The following is a 22907-nucleotide window of genomic DNA, read 5'->3' on the forward strand; positions in this document are numbered from 1 at the left end:
CCGTTACGATCGACAAGAAGTCCAATTTAACTTTGGGAAAAAATTCAATTGTAACACATGAGAAAAACAATCGAAATAGTAAAGTTTGTGTTCTTTTTCACAATCCCTTTAATTTTTATCAATGCATGTTCAACAGATGAAGAAGACGAAGAATTAGGGAACTGGGTGGATCGCTCGGTATTCGACGGAACACCAAGAAGTAGCGTAGCCGGTTTCGTAATCGACAATATCGGTTACATGGGCACCGGATATGATGGGGACGATTATTTAAACTCGTTCTGGGCCTATAACATCGAGGGCGACTATTGGTCCCAAAAAGCTGATTTTCCGGGAACAGAAAGAAATGCGGCCGTTGGCTTTGAACTTAATGGAACAGGCTATATAGGCTCTGGATATGACGGTGTAAACGAACTGGGCGATTTTTACTCCTACGATCCTTCCAGCAATACCTGGACCCAAACAGCATCGCTACCAGACATTGTTAGAAGAAACGCTGTAGCATTTAGCGCCAATGGCTACGGATACTTTGGCACGGGCTACGATGAAGAGAATGACATGAAAGACTTCTGGAAATATGACCCGAGCACCGATACTTGGACAGAATTAGAAGGGTTTGGAGGCAACAAACGAAGAGCGGCGACCACATTTACCATTAATGGTACCGTTTACCTTGGCACCGGCGTTTCCAACGGAATATACCTTGATGATTTTTGGGCATTCGACCCTACAGATGAATCTTGGACCAAAAAATTAGATCTGGACGAAGAGGACGACTACAATGTGGAACGCAGTAATGCACTTGGGTTTGAACTCAATGGATATGGATATATTGCCTGTGGCGAACAAAATGGGTCCACCAATTCCGTTTGGCAATACGACCCATCTTCCGACACATGGGAAGAGAAAACCAACTTTGAGGGATCTAGTAGACAAGATGCCATAGTATTCTCCAATTCCTCTAGGGCCTTTATTGGGATGGGACGCACCGGTTCACTATACCTGGATGATCTGGATGAATTTTGTCCTTTTGAGGAATATGATGATGAAGATTAATTTTTAATCAGTTCTAGTTTGTGTCGATTGGGGTCAAGAGGTCAGAAACTTGGCCCCAATCAAATTTATTTAAAACCATGAAAAAGATTCCGAACTTATTTTCCGTTTTGTTGATTTTAGGGCTTTTGTTTTTTGGTACGACCAAACTTACAAGCAAAACCAAAAATGAAGCTGCTGTGCTTTCCAAAAAGGCCATTAAGGTGGATGGTGGTTTTGGTTATCAAATATTTAGCGGGAAAAAACTTTTGGTACAGCAGGAGTTTATGCCTTCCGTTCAGGGCAAGGTTCCTTTCCGATCAGCAAAAGACGCACTAAAGGTCGCCACATTGGTGATGGATAAAATTAATGCCGGCACACAACCCATTATTAAAAAAGAAGAACTAACACAATTAAACCTTTTTAAATTGGATTAGTCCTACTATCTAATGGTCTACGAAAAAAGACATATTCGATTATTTTTTATCCATCTATTTCTTTGGGCCCTTGTTTATGGCTTTTTTCTATTCCCTTTCTTCTTTCAATTAAGGCAACTACCTCCCAATTTACCGATTCGCCTGATCCTTACCATTGTTCTTTTTTATTTCAACTATTTTGTTCTGGTCCCTCAATTGTTGTTAAAAAAAAGGACATTGATCTATCTAATAACGTGCATATCTTTAATCGTAGTGGCCGGTCTGGTCGTGCACTTGGGTTTTACGCCTAGACCGAACAACCCACCATTTTTCCCTAGACCGGATATAAATCAATCTTTGCCCCTAAGAGGTCCTGGACGACCATGGAGATTTATGGGACACATCTTTACCTTGATCAATTTAAGCGCACCGATCATAGTTAGCGGGTTACTGCGCCTATATATAGAATGGAGAAAGAACGAAGATTTGAGAAAAAAAGTGGAAAATGAAAAAGTAAGCTCGGAACTTCAATTTTTGAAGACCCAGTTAAATCCCCACTTTTTGTTCAACTCCCTAAATGCCATTTACTCCCTTTCGGTAAAAAACTCAAATAGGACATCCGATGCAATAATTTCCCTTTCCGAATTGATGAGGTACATGCTGTATGAAGCGGATAACGATATGGTTCCGCTGAACAAGGAATTGGAGTATATCAAGAACTATGTACAGTTACAAAGATTAAGACTATCGGACAGTGCCAATGTTAAGCTGAAAATATCAGGTGAGGACAAAGGCAAAAAAGTTCCCCCATTATTATTTATATCATTTATTGAAAATGCATTTAAATATGGGACCGACTTTAAAGGTAGAACCTATGTAAACATTATTCTTCTCATTGAAGAAAAAACAATCCATTTTAAGGTAGAAAACAAAATAGGTGCACATAGAGGACACAACAAAAACTCTGGTGTTGGATTGGAGAACATTAAGAACCGTTTAAAATTGTTGTATCCAAACTCCCACGAGCTTAAAATAACCAATACTGGAGAAATGTATTTGGTAGATTTAATATTGCAGCTGTAAAAAGTCTAAAAAATCCCCAGTTATGAAATGTATTATTATTGATGATGAGCCCTTGGCGATTGACGTTTTGAAAGAATATTGCCAAAAAATGGATTTTATTGAGCTGGAAGAAACCTTTACCAATCCATTGGAGGCCATCTCCGTTATCAAGGAAAAAAAGATCGATCTGATCTTTTGTGATATTGAAATGCCACAAATAAACGGAATAGATTTTATAAATTCACTGGACAACACCCCGCTGTTTATTTTTACCACAGCATATTCACAGTACGCCGTTGAAGGTTTCAATCTTAACGCAATCGATTATTTGGTAAAACCTATCCCCTACCATAGATTTATAAAAGCCATTTCAAGAGCAAAAGAAGTTTTGGCATACAGAAAATCTCCGGTTAGTTTAAACGACAATGTTTTTCCTTCCCACGGAGAATCCAAATCAACTAACCCCGGATATATTTTTGTAAAAGCGGAGTACGAGAGTATAAAAATAAATTTGGATGATATTGAGTACATTCAAGGATTAAAGGATTACCTAAAAATTCATGTGCGAGACACCAACAAAGCCATACTTACCTTAATGAGCTTTAAGGAAATCCTGGACAAACTTCCTTCCCATCAATTTGTGAGGGCACACAAATCGTTTGTCGTCAACATAGGTTGCATTAAAACGATACAACGAAATCGAATTGTAATAAATGATATGAGAATTCCTATCGGGGAAAGCTATAAGTCCACTTTTTTGAACAATTTGGGACTGTAAAACCAACTAAACTACCTCTGCAACCACAAAGGTACTGCCCCCTATATATACCATATCTTGCACCTCGGCCATTTGCAAGGCCTTTTGGCGCCCCTCTTCTACAGATGCAAATTTTTCACCTGTTAGCCCTTGTTCAGTTGCCAATTCGAAAAGAACCCCTACATCCATTCCTCTTGGTATGGAGGGCCTTACAAAATAGTACTTGGCATCCTTTGGAAATAGCCCCAATACAGATTTCACATCCTTATCGTTCACAAAACCAAGAACAACATGAAGCTGTTTATAGGTTTGTTTTTTGATTTGTTGGAGCACCAAACTTAGTCCTTCCTTGTTATGCGCAGTATCGCAAACCACCATTGGGTCTTCCTGTAAAACCTGCCATCTACCTAAAAGTCCTGTATTCACCACCACTTTTTTAAGACCAACAACTATTGCATGTTCCGGGACATCAAAACCTTTCAATTGGCGAATGGTTGTTACAACCCCATTGATATTCTTTTGTTGATATTCACCGAGCAGATCGGTTTCATATCCCTCATTGGGCACGGAATCGGCAAAAACGATGTTGCATTTTAGCTGATGGGCAATAAGGGTGAAAATCATTTTCGTTTCTGGTTGCGTCTCACTAATTACCACTGGCACATTTGGTTTAATGATACCCGCCTTTTCCAAGGCTATCTTTTCCAAAGTATCGCCCAAAAATTGGGTATGATCCATACCTATATTAGTAATCAAGGACACTTCGGGTGTAATGATATTGGTAGAATCCAACCTACCGCCCAACCCAACCTCAACAATAGCAATCTCAACTTGTTCTTGGGCAAAGTAATCAAAAGCCATACCCACTGTCATTTCAAAAAAAGAGAGTTTGTGATATTCCAAAAAAGGTTGGTGCCGTGAGATAAATCCTTTTACAAATTCCTCACTTGTAACCTCTCCATTTATTTTGATGCGCTCTCGAAAATCTTTAAGATGAGGGGATGTATAAAGTCCTACTTTATACCCAGCTTCCTGTAGTATTGAAGCCAACATATGGCTACTGGAACCTTTACCATTGGTCCCGGCAACATGTATACTTTTAAATTTTTTTTCGGGATGGCCCAGTACACTACAAAAGTGGATTATGTTATCCAATTTTGCGTTCATGGCCGCAGCACCTCTCTGCTGGTACATCGGAAGCTGGGCGAACATCCAGTCCAACGTTTCTTTATAAGTCACTATTGGCCTAATTTAAAATTGACTACCACAAATCCTATTTGTTGCGCAGGTGCATTGGAATCCGGGTTCCAACGGTGGAGCATTGCAGTTTTACGGGCAGGCTCCAAAAGGCAGGGAGCATTGTTCGTTGTTCCCTTAACACCTGGTTCGGCCTTGATTACTTTACCCGACCTATCTACCACAATACGAACTACCACACGCCCCTCTTCATTACATTCTTGACGAACTTTACCATTATCGGCCAATGCCCTACCACTTAAACCATACCCTCCGGTTCCGGTTCCGGGAGAACCATAATAGGATGTTGCATATGGATCACCATCAGGTTGGCCCTTGTCTCCAGCACGATCATCGTCCCCTTCGCTGCCCGTGGCCGTACCATCGGATTTTCCGATTCCGCCGATCAAGGCATCCACACTTTTCTTTTTGGCCTCTTGTTCTTGGCGCTTCCGTTCTTCGGCCTCTCTCTTTTCGCGGGCGATCCGCTCCGCTTCGGCCTTGGCTTTTTGAGCCTCTTCTTCCGCTTTGCGTTTAGCCTCTTGCTGTTGCCTTAGTTTAATGGTTTCCGCATCGTCGCTGGTCAACACCTCTTCAACAGGAGCTTCTTCAACAACAGTCTCTTCCGGCTCGGCAGGTTCAGTAAACTCATGTGGCTCCGGTTGGCTCTCCACTTCTCTCGGTTCGGACTTCACCCTTTCTGTAGGTTGCACCTCTCCACTACCATATTCCATGGTACCGAAATTAACGGCAATTCCATTTTCAATGGGCGGGTCGAGATAGGTCAATCCAATATAAAAAAGCAATAGCAGCAATGCGCTTAACAAAAGAGTGGTAAGCGTAAAAGATTTTTTCTTGTGTCTCGTATCTAAGAACGACATTATTTAGGCCGCACCGCCAAGATAACCTTATAACTGTTCCTATTGGCAATGTCCATAACGTTGACCGCCTCTTTTATGGCGACGTTTTCTTCTGCCCTTAGGATAATTGTTGGCTTTTCTTGACCTTCTAGTGCTTTTTTTAATTCAATTTCAATGTATTCCTTGTTGATTTGCTCGTTGTTTACAAAATATTTCAGGTCCTTATCAATGGTAACAGAAACATTCTGAGTGTTCGTCGATTTTCCCTTCGCCTTTGGCAATAGCAAATCCAATGCATTGGGTGCATTGGAAGTCAGCATAAAGAACACCAATAACAGGAACACAATGTCCGTCATGGATGACATGCTGAATTCAGGGCTAATTTTGTTTCTTCCCTTCAGTTTCATAGCCCAGGATTTATATAGGTTCGTTCAAAAGGTCCAAGAACTCTACCGCATTGGCCTCCATCTGATGAACAACCTTATCTGTCCTGTTCACAAGGTGGTTATACCCGATGTAAGCTATAATACCAACAACAAGACCGGCCACCGTAGTGGTCATTGCAGTATAGATGCCCGATGCCAAGGAACCCATTTCGGCCTGCCCGCCACTACTTGCCATTTCGTGGAAAGCCAAAATCATACCGATTACAGTTCCCAAAAATCCGATCATTGGTGCCGCTCCGGCCACTGTGGCCAACACGCTAACATTCTTTTCCAACTTGTACACCTCCAGTGTGCCAGCATTTTCTATGGCCGTATTAATGTCGTCCAATGGTTTTCCAATGCGGGACACACCTTTTTCCGTAAGGCGGGCCACTGGAGAATCCGTTTGGGCACATAATAGTTTTGCGGCCTCCAATTTACCATTCATCACGTGGTCGCGAATCTGGTTCATGAAGTTCTTATCTATTTTGGACGCTGCCTTAATGGCAAAGATGCGTTCAAAATAAATGTACATAGCTACAAAAAGAAGCACAAAAAGGACCATAATAATTATGATGCTTCCTGTGCCTCCATTTACAATAAGATCGATTACGGACAAGGTCTTTTCCTCGGAAATTGAAGCAGCTGCCTCAGTGCCTTCCGTTACTTCTTGAAAAATATTCATATAAAATCCCCAATTTAAGTTGCAATTATAACGGAGATTTTTGAACTAAAGTATTTTTTAGAACAAATATCGCATAAACATGTAACAAATTGCTCCGGCGATAAATCCAACAAAGGCCAACCAAGATATTTTCTTAAGATACCAGAAGAAATCTATTTTCTCCATTCCCATGGCCACAACCCCTGCAGCGGAGCCAATAATTAGCATACTTCCACCTGTTCCGGCAGAGTAAGCTATAAAATGCCAAAGCTGGTCATCCATTGGCTCGGAGAACATTCCCAAACTTGCCGCAACAAGCGGTACATTATCTATAATTGCAGAACCTATACCTAATAATATTACCACTAAATCCGACACTTGCGTACCTGCCATCTCAGTTCCCAATAATGGCATGCCCTGTTTAAGACCTTCCGCAAAATTGAAAAGCAGACCCAGGGATTCCAAAGCGGCCACCGCCATTAAAATACCAAGAAAGAAAAGTATACTCGGCAATTCGATTTTGGTCAATGCACTATGTACCGGGCTATGATGTGCTGCCGCATCACTTTCATGATCCACAGACGAAATAGCAATTTTGGAATTGCTGTAAATTTCGGCAAACGTTGCTACCACGGCCAAGGACAACATCATCCCCACATACGGTGGCAAATGGGTAAGGGTTTTAAAAATCGGAACAAAAACAATAGCTGCCAGACCTAAGTACAGCATGGTAGGTCCAAACTTTGATTTTGCCCCGGTATCTTCTTCCATCTCGATCTCCCCCTTGAAAGCGGGAAGGAAGGATGCAATAAAAGAAGGGATAAGCATACATACCAAAGAGGGAATCAACAAATGTTCGATCAACATTGCGGTGGAAACTTTGTCCCCGATCCATAACATGGTCGTGGTAACATCACCAATTGGAGACCATGCCCCACCTGCGTTTGCAGCAATAATGATCAGACCCGCGTACCAAAGTCTTACTTCCCTGTCCTTAACTATTTTTTGAAGAATTGAAATTAATACGATAGTTGCGGTAAGGTTATCGATAATCGCAGAAAGTATAAACGCCAAGAAGGAGAAAATCCAAAGAATCTTCTTTTTGCTCCTTGTTTTCACAAAAGATTTTATGGTGGAGAAGCCATCAAAATAATCAATAATTTCCACAATGGTCATTGCACCGATAAGGAATACCAATATTTCTGCGGTCTTGCCAAGATGGTGCAACAAGGTCTCCTCCATGAGCTCCATTTTCTCTTCGTGGCCAAAAGCACCGAAATTTTCGAGCAAAGCATGGTTTCCGGAATCGAACCAAGTGTTGAAACCATCGATACCAAAAGCCATCATGGCCCATAAAATGGCCATCATCGCCAAAGCCGGAATAAGTTTATCTATTTTTAAATTATGTTCTAGGGTAATTGCCAAATATCCAATTACAAAAATGACAACTAAAAGGGTTTCCATGTGAAGATTGGTTTAATTAAGGAATAATTTTTTAGAGTAGTTATCTGAATTGCTAAAGATATTCAAAATGAATATTTCCGCATAATCTTAAGGATATAAAAATATGTGAAAGGAAAATAATGACAAATAAAAGAATCGTTAAAAATTCAATCATTCTCATTTATTCATCCTTTTCCATAGAAAATTAATATTCTAAAACTATATTTGTATGTAATTTTTAAAAATCTTTCAGTTTTATGGATTTCACACTTTCCGAAGAACAGTTGATGATACAACAGGCGGCAAGAGATTTTGCCCAGAATGAGCTCTTACCCGGAGTTATTGAGCGCGATGAGGCCCAAAAATTTCCAAGCGAACTAGTAAGAAAAATGGGGGAACTTGGATTTCTGGGAATGATGGTCAACGAAAAATATGGAGGAAGCGGACTGGACACCTTATCCTACGTATTGGCAATGGAAGAACTATCCAAAATCGATGCTTCTGCTTCGGTAATGGTATCTGTAAACAATTCTTTGGTCTGCTGGGGCCTGGAAACCTATGGAACAGAAGAGCAGAAGGAAAAATACCTCACCAAATTGGCATCCGGTGAAATTATCGGTGCATTTTGCCTGTCCGAACCAGAAGCGGGTAGCGATGCCACTTCACAAAAAACAACGGCATTGGACAAAGGTGATCACTACCTATTAAATGGAACCAAAAACTGGATCACAAACGGGAGCCAGGCCGAAGTGTACTTGGTTATCGCGCAAACCGACAGAGAGAAAGGGCACCGTGGGATAAACGCATTGATTGTTGAAAAAGGAGCCGAAGGCTTCGATATTGGACCCAAAGAAAATAAACTTGGTATTCGCGGAAGCGACACCCACTCCTTAATGTTCAATGATGTTAAAGTCCCAAAAGAAAACCGTATAGGCGAAGATGGCTTTGGGTTTAAGTTTGCCATGAAGACGTTGGCCGGTGGAAGAATAGGTATTGCGGCCCAAGCCTTGGGAATAGCAGCCGGAGCATACGAATTGGCATTAAAATATTCCAAGGAACGAAAAGCTTTTGGAACGGAAATTTCCAACCACCAAGCAATTGCATTCAAGTTGGCGGATATGCACACTAAAATACAAGCAGCGCGCCACTTGGTGTACCAAGCCGCCTGCGATAAGGATACCGGCAATGATTACACCTTGTCCGGAGCCATGGCCAAACTATACGCTTCAGAAGTTGCTATGGAAACAGCCGTAGAAGCCGTACAAATCTATGGAGGCAATGGCTTTGTGAAAGAATATCATGTAGAACGATTAATGCGGGACGCCAAAATAACACAGATTTACGAAGGTACTTCCGAAATTCAAAAAATTGTTATTTCCAGAAGTATTTTAAAAGATTGATACTTACACACCCCCTTTCATTTAGGGGGTGTGTAAAAATACACCCCATTTTTACCTACCCCCATCCCTTTTAAATTGAATGCAGATACCCATATAGCGCAGTATTTACCCTTTTAGACACCTCAATTTACAGGGATAAAAGATATGGACGCCCCTTAAATTGTCAGAATGATAATTTATGAACAGAAATATTTCCATATTACACATTTTGCACACTTTCACTTCTTAAACTGATTTTTATCAATAGATATCGAATTTCTGTTGATATTTTCTCATCTTTTTCGATATTTTTGAGAAAATTCGTTAATGATGAGATTGAAAAAACAAGGATTGTACCTTCCCGAATTTGAACACGACAACTGTGGTGCCGGTTTTATTTGCAGCCTAAAAGGAATAAGATCCAACGACATTATCCATAAAGCTCTTGAAATTTTGGATAAACTGGAACACCGCGGAGCTGTAAGTTCCGACGGAAAAACAGGCGATGGTGCTGGAATATTGATCGATATACCCCATGCTTTTTTTCAGGATGTTTGTGATTTTGAATTGCCAGATGCAGGGGATTATGCCGTTGGAAACGTGTTTTTGCCTCAAAAAGAGAATCAACGGGACTTTTGTTTAAAAGTTCTCGAAAAGAACATAAAAAAGCAAGGGCTTGAACTATTGGGATGGAGAAGCGTACCTGTTAACCGATCGGTTCCTGGACGAATTGCAGCAGAGACCGAGCCTTTTGTAATGCAGGTTTTTGTCGGAAAGGGAGACGCCCCGGACGATTTCCAGTTTAACCTTAAACTTTTTATTGCCCGAAAAATAACGGAACACAAGGTTATCGATAGCAAACTCTCTCAGAGTGATTTTTTCTATCTACCCAGCCTTTCCACCAAGATCATCATATTTAAAGGGCTTTTGGTACCAAAGGACATCAGTAGATATTACGAAGATCTATTGGACCCGAGAGTTGTTACCCGTTTGGCTTTGGTCCATCAACGTTTTAGCACCAACACATTTCCAATGTGGGATTTAGCACAACCATTTAGGTATATGTGTCACAATGGAGAGATAAATACCCTAAGAGGCAATGTCTCCCGCATGCGTTCTCGTGAGGAACTTATGCAGAGCGATTGGTTCGGGGACGATATTAAAAATATCCTTCCTGTGGTCCTACCTGCAAAGTCCGACTCCGCCAGCATGGACATGATCGTCGAGTTATTGCTGATGACCGGCCGTTCACTCCCGGAAGTAATGATGATGCTCGTACCCGAAGCATGGGAAAAAAACCCGGATATGTCCGAATCTAAAAGAGCGTTTTACGAATACAACTCCTGCTTAATGGAACCTTGGGACGGACCCGCATCCATACCTTTTACCGATGGCAACTACATTGGTGCCGTTTTGGACCGTAACGGTCTTCGGCCATCCCGCTATTCCGTGACCAAACAGGGTTATGTGATCATGTCTTCGGAAACCGGTGTCGTGGAACTGGAACCAGAGGACATAGAATTCCATGGAAGATTGGAACCGGGCAAAATGTTCTTGGTAAATATGGAGGAAGGCAGAATTATCAACGATGAGGAAATCAAAGAAGCCATTGCCAAAAAACATCCTTATAAGAAATGGCTCACGGACAATCTGGTCCATTTGAGGGACATACCTTATAACGACTGCCCTGTTTTCTTTGGAGAATTTCCATTACAAACCAGAAGAACTGCTTTTGGATATACCAAGGAAGATATTAATACCATAATAATGCCCATGGCTCAAAACGGCAAGGAGCCCATAGGTTCCATGGGTTCCGATACCCCAATTGCTGTTTTGTCCGAGAGACCACAATTGATCTACAACTATTTTAAACAATTGTTCGCCCAGGTCACCAACCCTCCTTTGGACGGTATCCGAGAAGAATTGATCACCGACATAAGTTTAACACTGGGCAGCGACCATAATATTTTTGAATTTTCCGAACTGCACTGCAGAAAGCTTAAAATACAAAACCCGGTAATTTCAAAAGAAGACCTGGATAAAATAAAGAACTACGATGCCAGCCCGGATTACAAAGTGGTCTCGATCTCTATGCTGTACGAGATCAATAAGGGCCACAACGGCTTGGAGGAAGGATTGGAGTCCATTCTTAAACAAGCTACCAATGCCATAGACGAAGGAGCCAATATTATTATTCTATCCGATAGAATGATCAGTACGGAAATGGCCCCCATTCCCGCTCTTTTGGCCTGTTCCTATGTAAACAGCGGATTGGTAAGATTGGGCAAGCGATCAAAATTGAGCATAATTATAGAATCTGCTGAACCAAGAGAAGTACATCATTTTGCTTTGTTGTTCGGTTTTGGGGCAAGCGCCATCAACCCATATTTGGTAAATGAGATAATTGGAGAACAAATAGAAGAAAACAATATCACCGATTATACTTTTGACGAGGCCATTAAAAATTACAATAAGGCGATAGGGAAAGGTATCTTAAAGGTGATGAACAAAATAGGGATTTCCACCTTGAATTCTTACAGAGGATCCCAATTGTTCGAATGCATTGGAATAAATACGAAAGTGGTGGACAAATATTTCCCCAACACCCCTACCCGTATCCAAGGAATAGGACTTTACGAAATTGAAAAAGAAATTACCAAACGCCATAACAAGGCGTTCCAATCTAAGGAAGTAGCGGCCAATCTCGATATAGAGGTCGGCGGAGAGTATCGATGGAGAAGAAATGGTGAAAAGCACATGTTCAATCCATTAAGTGTAGCCATGCTTCAAAAATCGGTACGCAATAACGAGCCGGAAACTTATAAAGAGTATTCCAAATTGGTAAATGAGCAATCCAAACACCTAATGACCATCCGTGGACTGTTCGAGTTTTCGAACTATGACCCGATTCCCATTGAGGAGGTTGAACCTTGGACAGAAATTGTAAAAAGGTTCAAAACAGGAGCAATGTCCTACGGCAGTATCAGCAAGGAGGCCCACGAAAATCTTGCGGTTGCCATGAACCGAATTGGAGGAAAGAGCAATTCAGGTGAAGGAGGAGAGGATTCGGCTCGTTTCTATAAAAGTCAGAGCGGGGATTGGAAAAACAGTGCGATAAAACAGGTAGCCTCAGGAAGATTTGGGGTAACCTCCAACTACTTGACCAGCGCACAAGAAATTCAGATTAAAATGGCCCAAGGGGCAAAACCAGGAGAAGGCGGTCAACTGCCCGGCCCTAAGGTAAACCCGGCCATTGCGAAAACAAGAAACTCGACCCCGTATGTTGGGTTGATCTCGCCACCGCCCCATCACGATATTTATTCCATAGAGGATTTGTCTCAACTGATCTATGATCTAAAATCTGCGAACAGGGAAGCAAGAATAAATGTAAAATTAGTTTCAGAAGTTGGCGTGGGGACCGTAGCGGCAGGTGTCGCAAAAGCCAAGGCAGATGTAATTTTGATCTCTGGTTTTGATGGAGGCACCGGTGCATCGCCACTGACCTCTCTAAAACATGCCGGCCTGCCTTGGGAGCTTGGCATTGCAGAAGCGCAACAAACATTGGTAATGAACGACCTGAGAAATCGGGTCACCCTGGAATGCGACGGGCAATTAAAAACAGGCCGGGATGTTGCCATTGCATGCCTTTTAGGGGCCGAAGAATTTGGCTTCGCAACAGCGCCATTGGTCGCCTCGGGATGTGTAATGATGCGGGTCTGCCATTTGAACACTTGCCCTGTGGGAATAGCTACCCAAAATCCAGAACTGCGTAAAAAGTTCAAGGGAAAACCCGAACATGTGGTGAACTACATGTACTTCGTGGCGCAAGAACTGCGAGAGATTATGGCAAAACTAGGGTTTAGAACCTTGAATGAAATGGTAGGACAAGTACAAAAACTGGACAGAAAAAAAGCCATTGAACACTATAAAGCTGCTGGTATAGACCTTACCCCAATTCTTTATCAGATGGATGTGCCCGAAGGAACTAAGTTCCATAACACCGAAAAACAGCATCATGATATAGACAAATCCATAGAATTTGAAATTATCGGCAAGGCACACCCTGCTTTGTTCAGAAAGGAAAAAACCTCTTTGGATTTTCCAATCTGCAATACGGACAGGGCCGTTGGAGCAATCATTAGTAACGAAATATCAAAAATATATGGTGCAGACGGATTGCCAGAAAATACATTAAAACTCAATTTCACAGGTTCTGCCGGACAGAGTTTTGGCGCTTTTGCCACAAAAGGCCTTACCATGGTTGTTAACGGAAACACCAACGATTACCTTGGAAAAGGGCTTTCGGGCGCCAAATTGGTCATTAAGGTGCCATTTAAATCAACCATAAAACCAGAGGACAATATTATAACCGGTAACGTAACACTCTATGGGGCCACATCTGGTGAAGCATATATAAACGGTAAGGCCGGAGAACGTTTTTGTGTTCGAAACTCCGGTGCACAAGCGGTAGTTGAAGGTATTGGAGATCACGGTTGTGAATACATGACGGGCGGTGTTGCCGTTATACTTGGTTCCGTAGGAAGAAATTTCGGAGCAGGTATGAGTGGCGGAATTGCCTACGTGTACGATCCCGATAATACATTTAGCCGAAACTGCAACGGCGACCATTTGAACCTGCTTCCTGTTGATGAGGATAAGGACGTTCAACAATTAAAAGACCTGATAGAAAACCACTATAATGCCACCTTGAGCCCGTTGGGGCAACGAATTTTGGAAAATTGGGAAAAATGCCTTCCCAAATTCATTAAAGTATTCCCAGAAGAATACCGCCAAGCACTCATTAGATTGGAAGAAGAAAAAATGCAAACCTTATAATTTTAGACATGGGAAAGATTACAGGATTTTTGGAGTTTGACAGAAAGGACGAAACATACGTTCCTGTGAAAGAGCGTATCAAAAACTATAAGGAGTTTACAAAACCATTAAAGGAAAACGAACTAAAAGACCAAGGAGCCCGCTGCATGGACTGCGGTATCCCGTTTTGCCACAGTGGATGCCCACTAGGGAATCTGATTCCGGATTTTAACGACGCTGTTTATCAAGGAAAATGGCAAAAAGCTGCAGAAATTCTGCATTCCACGAATAATTTTCCTGAGTTTACTGGAAGGCTATGCCCCGCACCCTGCGAGGAAGCATGCGTTCTTGGGATTAACGAACCGCCCGTATCCATTGAGAACATTGAAAAAAACATTGTGGAGACCGCTTTTAAAAACGGATGGATACAACCAAAACCACCCCTAACAAGAACTGGTAAAAAAGTGGCCGTTATCGGATCTGGACCGGCTGGATTGGCCGCAGCTCAACAATTGAACCGAGCAGGCCATACGGTTACGGTTTTTGAGCGCGATGAAAAAATCGGAGGACTGCTACGTTACGGAATCCCAGACTTTAAGATGGAGAAAAATGTAATCGATCGCCGTTTGGAGGTAATGGAAAAAGAAGGTGTCGAATTTAAAACAGGCGTTCATGTTGGCGTCGATATTACAGCAACAGAACTGCAGCAAGAATATGATTCTATAGTTCTTTGTGGTGGAGCTACTGTTAGACGTACTCTTCCAATTCCTGGCTCAGATGCTAAAGGCGTGGTGCAGGCCATGGACTTTTTGCCACAGAACAATAGAAAGGTAGATGGCATTCCGTTTAAAGGTGAAGATATTTCCGCCAAAGGCAAAAAAGTAATCGTAATTGGTGGTGGAGACACAGGTTCCGATTGTATCGGAACCTCTATACGACAAGGCGCCACAGACGTCATCAATTTTGAAATTATGCCAAAAGGCACCGTTGACCGTCCCGAAGGTCAGCCATGGCCATTTTGGCCAATGCGATTGCGAACCAGCACCTCGCACAAAGAGGGTGCGGAACGTGTATTCAGTATTTCCACAAAAAAGTTTAATGCGGATAAGACCGGTAAACTAATTAGCTTGGTCACTGCAGAAGTTGAGTGGATCAAGCAACCCGGAAAACGTCCCACTCTCAAAGAAGTTGAAGGAACAGAAAAGGAATGGAAATGTGATTTGGTATTATTGGCGTTAGGTTTTACCGGCTCCGAAACTACCATTGCCGATCAATTAGGGCTAGAAATTGACCCACGGACCAACATAAAAGCATCTGCGGCCAATTACAAAACCAATGTGCCAGGCGTATTTGTTGCCGGGGATCAGCGTCGTGGCCAATCTTTAATTGTTTGGGCCATTTCCGAAGGTAGGGAAGCTGCCCACCATGTGGATACCTTTTTAATGGGAAGCTCCGGCTTACCACTTAAGGGAGAGGGCGATCTTCCCAGGGTTTAAGCACACATAGATCAACTAAATAAACAAACTCTCCAGGGTGTACTGGGGAGTTTTTACGTATTGCAAACCCCTTTACAAATAAGGAAGGTCGATTACTACTTGTGTACCCGACAATTCCTTGCTCGTTTCTTCTAAATCTATGATGTTAATGGCACCCTTACTTTGATACCGTTTTGAAAAATGTTCCAATCTTTCCGTAGAAAGGGTTATCCCTACGGAATTATTTTTATGGACCTTGCGTTCTTTGATCTGCTTTGACCTACGCAAACCAATTCCATTATCCATTACCTTTATCCGAATAATGGAGCCTCCATGTTTTAAAAGTTCAATGGACATTTGCTTATTGCTCCTTTTAGGGGATAGTCCATGCCATATGGCATTCTCAATAAAGGGCTGCAAAAGTAGTGATGGTATTTTGATTCCTGCCGGATTTATATCCGGCCCACACGTAATCGCGAACTCGATTTCATTGTTGAACCTGAGATTTTCGATATTCACATAAAGTTCCATGGTCTCCAGTTCATCGGCCAAGCTAGATTCCTTTTCCATGGTAGAGGCTAAAATTCTACGTATCAACTTGGCGAACTTGTTCATGTAGTAAACAGCCTTTTCCTTATCATTATCAATAATGTAACGCTTAATGGAATTCAAAGAATTAAATATAAAATGTGGGTTCATTTGGCTTCTTAATGCCAATAATTTTAACTCGGCCAATTCTTTGTCATATTGGGTCTGGAGTCCTTTTAACCGCTCCGCCTCTGCCTTAATTTCCATAGCCTTCATATTTTCCTTCAACTGGTCCTGGACCTTGATTTGAAGGTTTTCATTTTCCTTGAGTTGGTCGATCAATAATTGTTGAGACCTGTTCCTATCATCGAGAATCAACTTTTGTTTGTGACCCAATCCCAACGAAAACAAGGTGTTTTCCAACAAAAACCCAACATACAGTATACTATATGATGGTTCAATGGGAAAACCTTTTTCTATTTGTTTCAAATAAATCAAAAGTGATAGGACAGAAAAAAAGAACAGAAAGAACGATCCTACAATAATGTAATATTTTAAAGGGCTTTTTACTTTGAAAAATGGAACATAGCAGACAATTCCAAGTAGGCTCATCATTAAGGTAAAAACAAAATAACCGTTCATTATCAGCTGATCATTCCCATTAAATAGATGTACCACAAAAACAATAAAACAATAAACCATAATGAGTTTTAAAGCTTTGATCATATACTTGTTCCACTTTGGAAAGTGTGTCTTAATGTTCAGAAACTTCAACGCAAAGAGCACGTAAATGCCATAATATATTTCTGTTGACACCACAGGAAACCAAACCACATCCTTGATCGGAACAATTAATTGATAAATAAAACCCTCTTCCAAATGACGTAGTTGTGAAAGAATCACAAAAAAGGTATAACCACTGTACAGTAAGTAAATTTTATCCTTTTGCTGAAAGAACAATATAAAATGATAGACGGTGAGCAAAAAAAGTGCTCCAATGGTGAATACCAGGAAGCCGTTCTGAAATGGATGGTTAAAAAAATATTCTAAGTAGCCCTGTTCCAATGTAGCTTTATCCGTTTAATATTTTGAGCAGTTCGCCTTTTTTTGACCTGGAAACCGGAACATTGGTCCCATCTTCTAGAATTAAGTACTGCCCGTCCTGATTTACAAATTCTTTAATAGCACTTAGTTTGGTCAGGTAGGAGTTGTGCACCCTAAAAAAACTGGAGCCCAACATTTTTTCGAAGTCTTTGATTCGTTTGCTCAAAACCTCTTTTTTTCCATTTCCAAAAAAGACTTCGGTATAATTGCCGTCCGCTCTACAATAGAGAATTTCCGCAGGATCTACGTACAGTGTTTTCCCTGCCATGGGCAAGGCCATTTTTTTTGATTTCTGATCTGCCCATTCGTTAAAAACACTTTTGAGCTCTGCTCCCAACATATTCTGCCCTTTGTTGCCTCTTATCCTTTTTACTGCTTCTTTAAGATCGTCGGAGTCAACCGGTTTTAAAAGATAATCTATTGCATGCTGGCGAAAGGCCTTGATCGCATAATTATCGTATGCCGTGGTTATAATAAGGTCAAAATTCCGATATTTTAGGGTGTTCAACAACTCGAAACCATCCATTTCCGGCATTTCAATATCCAAGAAAACACAGTCTGGTTTCAAATAGTTTATTGCAGAAATAGCTTCCATGGGATCGGTAAAAGTATCGAGTACTTTTACATCATCACAAAACCTCTCTATTTCCCAAGCCAGGTTTTTTATTGCATTGTACTCATCATCTACAATTATTGCCGTGATCATTGTTGGAATTCTTAAGTCCTAATAAAGATAATCAATAAGGCAACATTCATCGTAACCATTACATATTCAGTAGGATTGGGCACATAGTTCGATAGAAAGGTGCTTTTTATGGTATTCCTCAGTGCTCTGAGACTTTTTTTTGCCAACTACATAATACTTTCCACAGAAAATACAATCCATACCTCAGTGCCTAGCAACAGCCTTTAAAAATGATGATCACTGATTAGCTTTGGTCAGAGTTCTCCCATTCTGTTTTGACCCGTGTATGGCCAATAACAATACAGAATTTCAATATACAAAAAACCGAATTTCCCTTGTTATGAGAACACTATGCATCCTACTGACTTTGATAGTTGTCCTTCTATCCTGCAAACGCCAAAAAAAGAACCTGGACAGAAAAGAAAAAAGTATCGACCTATCACGGTCCGTTACTCAACCTGGTGTGGTCCATGTAAAGAGCATTGGAATGGACTTTATAGTAAAAGACACCCTTAATTCGGGCTGGAACACTTTTAAATACACCAACGAGTCCACTGAAGTCCACTTTATATTAATGGATCTATATCCCGAAGGAAAGAATGCCAGAAATACCAAAAACGAAGTACTGCCTCCTTTCGAAGAAGGAATGAAACTTATAATGAATAATGATATGGAAAGCGCAGTTACCGCTTTCGGAAAACTGCCTGCATGGTTCCAAGAAATTAAATATATGGGCGGCACAGGCCTTATTTCACCCAATAAAACTGCAATAAGTACTATCTATCTTGAGCCTGGGCTTTATATAATGGAATGTTATGTGAAAATGGCCGACGGCACGTGGCATACTTCGCACGGTATGTACAAAGAAATTATCGTCACAGGAACAAACACCGATCTGGCGCCACCAATAGAAACGGTTGCTATTGAAATTTCAAGCAAAGCAGGCATCTTGGTCGCAGACAATATTCCAAAGGGCAAACAGGTATTCAAGATCACATTTAGGGACCAGTCGACTCATGAACATTTTTTGGGACATGATGTTAATCTGGTTAAATATGATTCAACGGCATCATTGGATTCCCTGGTACATTGGATGAACTGGATGAATCCAAGGGGATTGCGCACCCCTGCCCCAAAGGGATTCACTTTTTTGGGCGGAATGAACAATCTGCCAGCGGGAGGATATGGATTTTTTGAAACCGAGCTAACACCGGGCAACTACATACTGATCTCCGAAGTTCCCCATGCCAACGAAAAAAATATGATGTACAAATTCACAATTAAATAAACAAACCATGAAAGCAAGAACACTTATTTCAACACTGATATGTTTTTTAATCATGGGTCAATCAAATGCCCAATTTTTTAAAAAACTAAAGAAGAAAGCCAAAGACGCTGTAGAGCGCACCGTTTTGGAACGAACCGATAAAGAAGTCTCAAAAGGAACGGACCGCGCCATCGATTCCATTACCCAAGGAAAAAAAGGCAAAAAGACTCCTAAGAGCATTGGTGAAACAGAGAAAAATACGCCTACCAAAAAACAAACTGATGCCAAGAACAAAGCGATGGAGCAAAAAATGGCCGGTTTATTCGGGGGAAAGGACCTGAAAGGAGTACCTGACATCTACACCTTTTCATATAAGGCCACAATGAAAATAACCACGCGTAAGGACGAAACCGAAATTCAGTATTGGATGGAACCGGACCAAAGGTATTTTGGCAACTGGCAAGAGCAGGGAACCACCAACAGTATTTCCATAATGGACATGGAGAATAAAATGGTTGTAATGTTCATGGATGACGGTGAACGTAAATCGGCCATGAAAATGCCCGTAGGAAAAAAAATGATGGAAAAAATGGCCAAGAAAATGGAGCAAAAGTCCAACTCAGATGACGTGCAGATCACACCGATTGGGAACAAAACCATACTCGGATATACGTGCCAGGGGTATCAAATCACAAGCAAGGAAGGAATTTCAAAAATTTGGCTAACCGATGAGACCCCAGTGGGATTCTTGGGAGGCATGGGACAGGCAGAAAGCATACCCACAACAGGCCTGCCCATTGGCAACAATACCATGTTCATGGAAATGCAGTTCGAATCCGCCAAAAAGAAAAAGGACAATTTCAGCATGGTATGCACCGAACTGATCCAAGAAGACTTCGTATTGGCAAAAGCGGATTATATCTCATCCAACCCATAAAAATATTAGTATGAAAAATATAGTTTTTTATATAGTATTCCTAATCATATCCACTACCCATCCGCAAGCCCAAGAATTCGATATGGGCGATGTAATGGAGACCGCCATGGATTTTGTAGAGGAAGCCCAAGGCGGAGCAGAAACCCAAGCCGACAACCAATCCATGGGACAAATGGTCGACAAATTACTGAAGAAGACCGATGACCCAGCTTTTAAAGCACTTATAGAAAACCTAAGCCAAGCATTAAAAGAATTTGAAAACGAGTCCTATACCGGAAAATGTCTGCAGGTAATGGGCGCCTATGCCGAAGCATTGGCCTATGCAGACCGAAGAGTTGAATTGGCCGGCAATGCCTGCGAAAAAAAAGAGTGGTTGGGCATTGAGGGACTCTTACTCTTGACAGGGGGCACCATTAATTATTGTCCCACAGAGTTTTATGGGCTTTCCGATGAAATCTTAGATGAAAATGAACAGAGAGAAGTTATTCTTGGGTATGAACAGAGAATAAAAAATTATTTTTTTGGGCCACTTAGTGACAATGAAATACTATTGAAAGCTTACGAACATGCCAGTAAAAAAGCTACAAGCTACGCAGCTTATGAACAGTATGTCATTGCCGTGCTAGAACAGCAAGGTAAATCTTTTGAAAGCCTATCTGCTGAGCAAAAAGACTATTTAAAAAAATTATGGGAAAAAGATCATGGGAAAAAGTTTGATGATAAAATCATGAATGAATTTCCGCACCTTGAACTTTATAAGAAGTTTGAAAATGCCAATGAACAATTAGATATTAAAACCTTTACTCAAGGCAAGAAAGGGTCCCAGAAAGAAATTTCAAGCATGGTCGATTTTGTAGGCAAAATGTTTACTCCAGAATTTATGCTTACTAAGACGGTTGAAATCGCAAAACTCAGCAACCTTTACAAATGCAGCAACTAAAACCGATAAAATACATCTCCAATATTTTTTTAGCTAAAACCATTATGAAGACCATAAGAACAGTACTCATTATCCAAACGGTGTTTTGTTTGGTTGCCTGCAACCCAAACAACCGTAAAAACCAAGAACAAGGATCTACTCAACCGGGGGTCTCCAATACACCATCAAAATCTTTTGAAGAAAACAAGAATTCCCTCTTGAACAAAACACCTCTCACCAAGGAACAATTTGCCTCTTGGTTGCCGGAGACCATGTTGGGACTTCCCTTAACATCATCTACCATTAATCTACTCCCTGGTGTTGGGTCGTGCACGGCGAATTATAATCAGGGAAATACAAGAATTCGGATCATGATCATAGACGGTGCCGGTGAAAAGGGTGCCAATGGTGTTGCTCCATACAGAGCTTCGAGCACATTAAATATTAACGACAAAGGTGCTTGGGGAAGTACCAAAACGGAAACCGTAAACGGTTTAAAAGCCAAGGTGTCCTATTTAGAAGAGGACAGACTCAATGCATCCATGTTCTATAACGAAAGATTTGCAGTGGATATAAAACTTAACGAACTCACTAGGGAATCCCTTGACCAAATAGTGCAGGAGTTAAAATTGGAAAAACTGAGAGAATTAGAACGTCAATAACAAATGAAAAATCAAGGCACGACAGGTTTGGACGATCGATCCCGGCGGGAATTTTTTAGACAATTGGTTTTAGGGGGAACCGGAGTTTTTTTGTCTCCGTTACTACTTCAAAGCTGCAGTAGTGAAGATTTGGGCAGACCTCCTTTTGCAGTATGGGAAGATATGATAAAAGCCTTAGAACAGAGCCCGGACCATTTTATGGGCAGACGCAAAACTCTTGTAGCCTCCAAAGATCCCAAAGCTATAACAAATTTCGTAAGGGATAGTTTTCAGGTTTTACCCTGGCAAAGCGATTTTCTGCACCATGCTGCTTATGGCTCCATTTATGGAACAGCAATGGCGCTACGCTGTGGTTTGGCAACCCCAAGGGAGAAAGCAGAGATTTTAAAGGACATGTTAGTGGATGCTGGATACGAAGCTCGCGTGATCATGGAGGAAACCAGTATTTCATTGGAAGAGGCAAAAGCAATAGTTTTCCGAAAATACATGCCAGAATTTGAGCCTCCTGTCTCGGAAGATAAAATAAAAAAATGGTACAAGGCATTGGGTATATCCGCTCCGCAGGGAGGTGTGGATGTTATTCCCGACCTGCTGGAACAAGCTAATTCCCTCACCAATAAACTGCTCAGCACAATCGACCCAAAATTTATTCGGGATAGTATTGTAAACTTTAGGTTTCATGCAAATACCGTTCCCTCGGTCGCTTTTAAGGATGGGGAAGAAGAAAAGTATGCCCATGTATTTGACCCAGAGGTATCATTTGGAAACCTACACCCCACCAACACCGAAAACCATTTTTATGAAGCCGGAGAAATGAGACCCATTAACAATGAGGATATCACCTTAACCCTATCTTGCCGTAGAGCACTGGATCATTGGAACGAAACTGAATTGCTATCGGGAACATGGAAGTTGTCCGAACTTTTGGGAAACCAATTACAGGTCCAATTTCTCAACAATATGACTTTAGCAGATCAAGCAACCCAAACCGTGTCTCAAATTGCCCACTTTACCCCCTGTTTTGCCGTCCAATGCCTAAATGAAGAACATGGGACTGCAGAGGAACGCTCTGTAATGGGAGAGCCTATCACAATGGAAGGTGAGCGGATTTTTGAAACCTACAGTCCATCCAGTTTACCAGAGTCAGAAGAAGCTGGTGCAATTGAAAAAATTCACAGTTTTGAAGCTAGGGTGCTGCCGCAAGCATTTCCAAAAGTGCGTCTCGAACTGAGTCCCATGGACGC

19 protein-coding genes (1 of these 19 only partly in view) are annotated in these 22907 nt (G+C 41.4%); 12 read left to right on the top strand and 7 right to left on the bottom strand.

What is annotated here, in order from left to right; translation table 11 throughout:
• Positions 1–57: 57 nt before the first annotated feature.
• From MJO53_RS04095 to MJO53_RS04110, 4 genes are all read left to right on the top strand, one after another.
• Positions 58–1053, top strand: a complete 996-nt coding sequence (locus MJO53_RS04095; RefSeq protein ID WP_252080575.1) for a Kelch repeat-containing protein — start codon at positions 58–60, stop codon at positions 1051–1053.
• 77 nt (positions 1054–1130) lie between these two features.
• Positions 1131–1466: a DUF4907 domain-containing protein gene (locus MJO53_RS04100; RefSeq protein ID WP_224837355.1), complete on the top strand. Its 336-nt coding sequence runs from the start codon at positions 1131–1133 to the stop codon at positions 1464–1466.
• 216 nt (positions 1467–1682) lie between these two features.
• The gene (locus MJO53_RS04105) at positions 1683–2528 is read left to right on the top strand and encodes a sensor histidine kinase (protein ID WP_252080576.1); all 846 of its coding nucleotides are present in this window, start codon (positions 1683–1685) and stop codon (positions 2526–2528) included.
• A 22-nt stretch (positions 2529–2550) separates the two neighbouring features.
• Positions 2551–3285: a LytR/AlgR family response regulator transcription factor gene (locus tag MJO53_RS04110; RefSeq protein ID WP_252080577.1), complete on the top strand. Its 735-nt coding sequence runs from the start codon at positions 2551–2553 to the stop codon at positions 3283–3285.
• Between the two features lie 6 nt (positions 3286–3291).
• Here MJO53_RS04110 and MJO53_RS04115 read toward each other — a convergent pair whose 3' ends face one another.
• From MJO53_RS04115 to nhaD, 5 genes are read right to left on the bottom strand one after another with little or no spacing between them, the layout of a single operon-like run.
• Positions 3292–4503 carry a bifunctional folylpolyglutamate synthase/dihydrofolate synthase gene (locus MJO53_RS04115; protein WP_252080578.1) on the bottom strand — a complete coding sequence of 404 codons (1212 nt, stop codon included), beginning with the start codon at positions 4501–4503 and terminating at the stop codon, positions 3292–3294.
• Positions 4503–5381, bottom strand: a complete 879-nt coding sequence (locus MJO53_RS04120; RefSeq protein WP_252080579.1) for an energy transducer TonB — start codon at positions 5379–5381, stop codon at positions 4503–4505. The genes MJO53_RS04115 and MJO53_RS04120 overlap by 1 nt, the downstream gene beginning before the upstream one ends.
• Positions 5381–5767: an ExbD/TolR family protein gene (locus MJO53_RS04125; RefSeq protein WP_014032087.1), complete on the bottom strand. Its 387-nt coding sequence runs from the start codon at positions 5765–5767 to the stop codon at positions 5381–5383. The genes MJO53_RS04120 and MJO53_RS04125 overlap by 1 nt, the downstream gene beginning before the upstream one ends.
• Positions 5768–5777: 10 nt before the next feature.
• A complete protein-coding gene (locus MJO53_RS04130) occupies positions 5778–6470 on the bottom strand; it encodes a MotA/TolQ/ExbB proton channel family protein (RefSeq protein ID WP_224837349.1) in 693 nt (230 codons plus the stop codon).
• 57 nt (positions 6471–6527) lie between these two features.
• Positions 6528–7913, bottom strand: coding sequence for a sodium:proton antiporter NhaD (gene nhaD / locus MJO53_RS04135; protein WP_252080580.1), 1386 nt, complete (start codon positions 7911–7913; stop codon positions 6528–6530).
• Between the two features lie 236 nt (positions 7914–8149).
• On the opposite strand from nhaD, the gene MJO53_RS04140 reads away from it, so the two are divergent.
• The 3 genes from MJO53_RS04140 (at position 8150) to MJO53_RS04150 (ending at position 15582) form a co-directional block, all read left to right on the top strand.
• Entirely contained in the window at positions 8150–9292 is a 1143-nt protein-coding gene (locus tag MJO53_RS04140) for an acyl-CoA dehydrogenase (RefSeq protein ID WP_252080581.1), read from the top strand.
• A 309-nt stretch (positions 9293–9601) separates the two neighbouring features.
• Positions 9602–14107 carry a glutamate synthase large subunit gene (gene gltB / locus MJO53_RS04145; RefSeq protein WP_252081219.1) on the top strand — a complete coding sequence of 1502 codons (4506 nt, stop codon included), beginning with the start codon at positions 9602–9604 and terminating at the stop codon, positions 14105–14107.
• An 8-nt stretch (positions 14108–14115) separates the two neighbouring features.
• Positions 14116–15582, top strand: a complete 1467-nt coding sequence (locus MJO53_RS04150) for a glutamate synthase subunit beta (RefSeq protein ID WP_252080582.1) — start codon at positions 14116–14118, stop codon at positions 15580–15582.
• Positions 15583–15654: 72 nt separating this feature from the next.
• Here the strand turns inward: MJO53_RS04150 and MJO53_RS04155 are convergent, their stop codons facing one another.
• Positions 15655–17154: a sensor histidine kinase gene (locus MJO53_RS04155; RefSeq protein ID WP_252080583.1), complete on the bottom strand. Its 1500-nt coding sequence runs from the start codon at positions 17152–17154 to the stop codon at positions 15655–15657.
• 7 nt (positions 17155–17161) lie between these two features.
• Complete coding sequence (locus MJO53_RS04160) at positions 17162–17899, bottom strand: LytR/AlgR family response regulator transcription factor (RefSeq protein ID WP_224837343.1); 738 nt, start codon at positions 17897–17899, stop codon at positions 17162–17164.
• Between the two features lie 319 nt (positions 17900–18218).
• Between MJO53_RS04160 and MJO53_RS04165 the strand changes: the two genes are divergently transcribed.
• The 5 genes in view from MJO53_RS04165 to MJO53_RS04185 are tightly spaced (at most 10 nt apart) and all read left to right on the top strand, a layout consistent with a single transcriptional unit that may run on beyond the window.
• A complete protein-coding gene (locus MJO53_RS04165; protein ID WP_252080584.1) occupies positions 18219–19166 on the top strand; it encodes a hypothetical protein in 948 nt (315 codons plus the stop codon).
• A gap of 7 nt (positions 19167–19173) precedes the next feature.
• A complete protein-coding gene (locus tag MJO53_RS04170; protein WP_252080585.1) occupies positions 19174–20082 on the top strand; it encodes a DUF4412 domain-containing protein in 909 nt (302 codons plus the stop codon).
• A 10-nt stretch (positions 20083–20092) separates the two neighbouring features.
• The gene (locus MJO53_RS04175; RefSeq protein ID WP_252080586.1) at positions 20093–21022 is read left to right on the top strand and encodes a hypothetical protein; all 930 of its coding nucleotides are present in this window, start codon (positions 20093–20095) and stop codon (positions 21020–21022) included.
• Complete coding sequence (locus MJO53_RS04180) at positions 21010–21663, top strand: hypothetical protein (RefSeq protein WP_252080587.1); 654 nt, start codon at positions 21010–21012, stop codon at positions 21661–21663. The genes MJO53_RS04175 and MJO53_RS04180 overlap by 13 nt, the downstream gene beginning before the upstream one ends.
• Positions 21664–21666: 3 nt before the next feature.
• Positions 21667–22907: the 5' portion of a hypothetical protein gene (locus MJO53_RS04185; protein WP_252080588.1), read on the top strand. 1801 nt of this gene lie beyond the right edge of the window; the window shows 1241 of its 3042 coding nt (coding positions 1–1241); its start codon is at positions 21667–21669; the stop codon falls past the right edge of the window.

Origin of the sequence: Flagellimonas marinaquae (assembly GCF_023716465.1) — a bacterium.
Taxonomy (GTDB): Bacteria; Bacteroidota; Bacteroidia; order Flavobacteriales; family Flavobacteriaceae; genus Flagellimonas; species Flagellimonas alginolytica.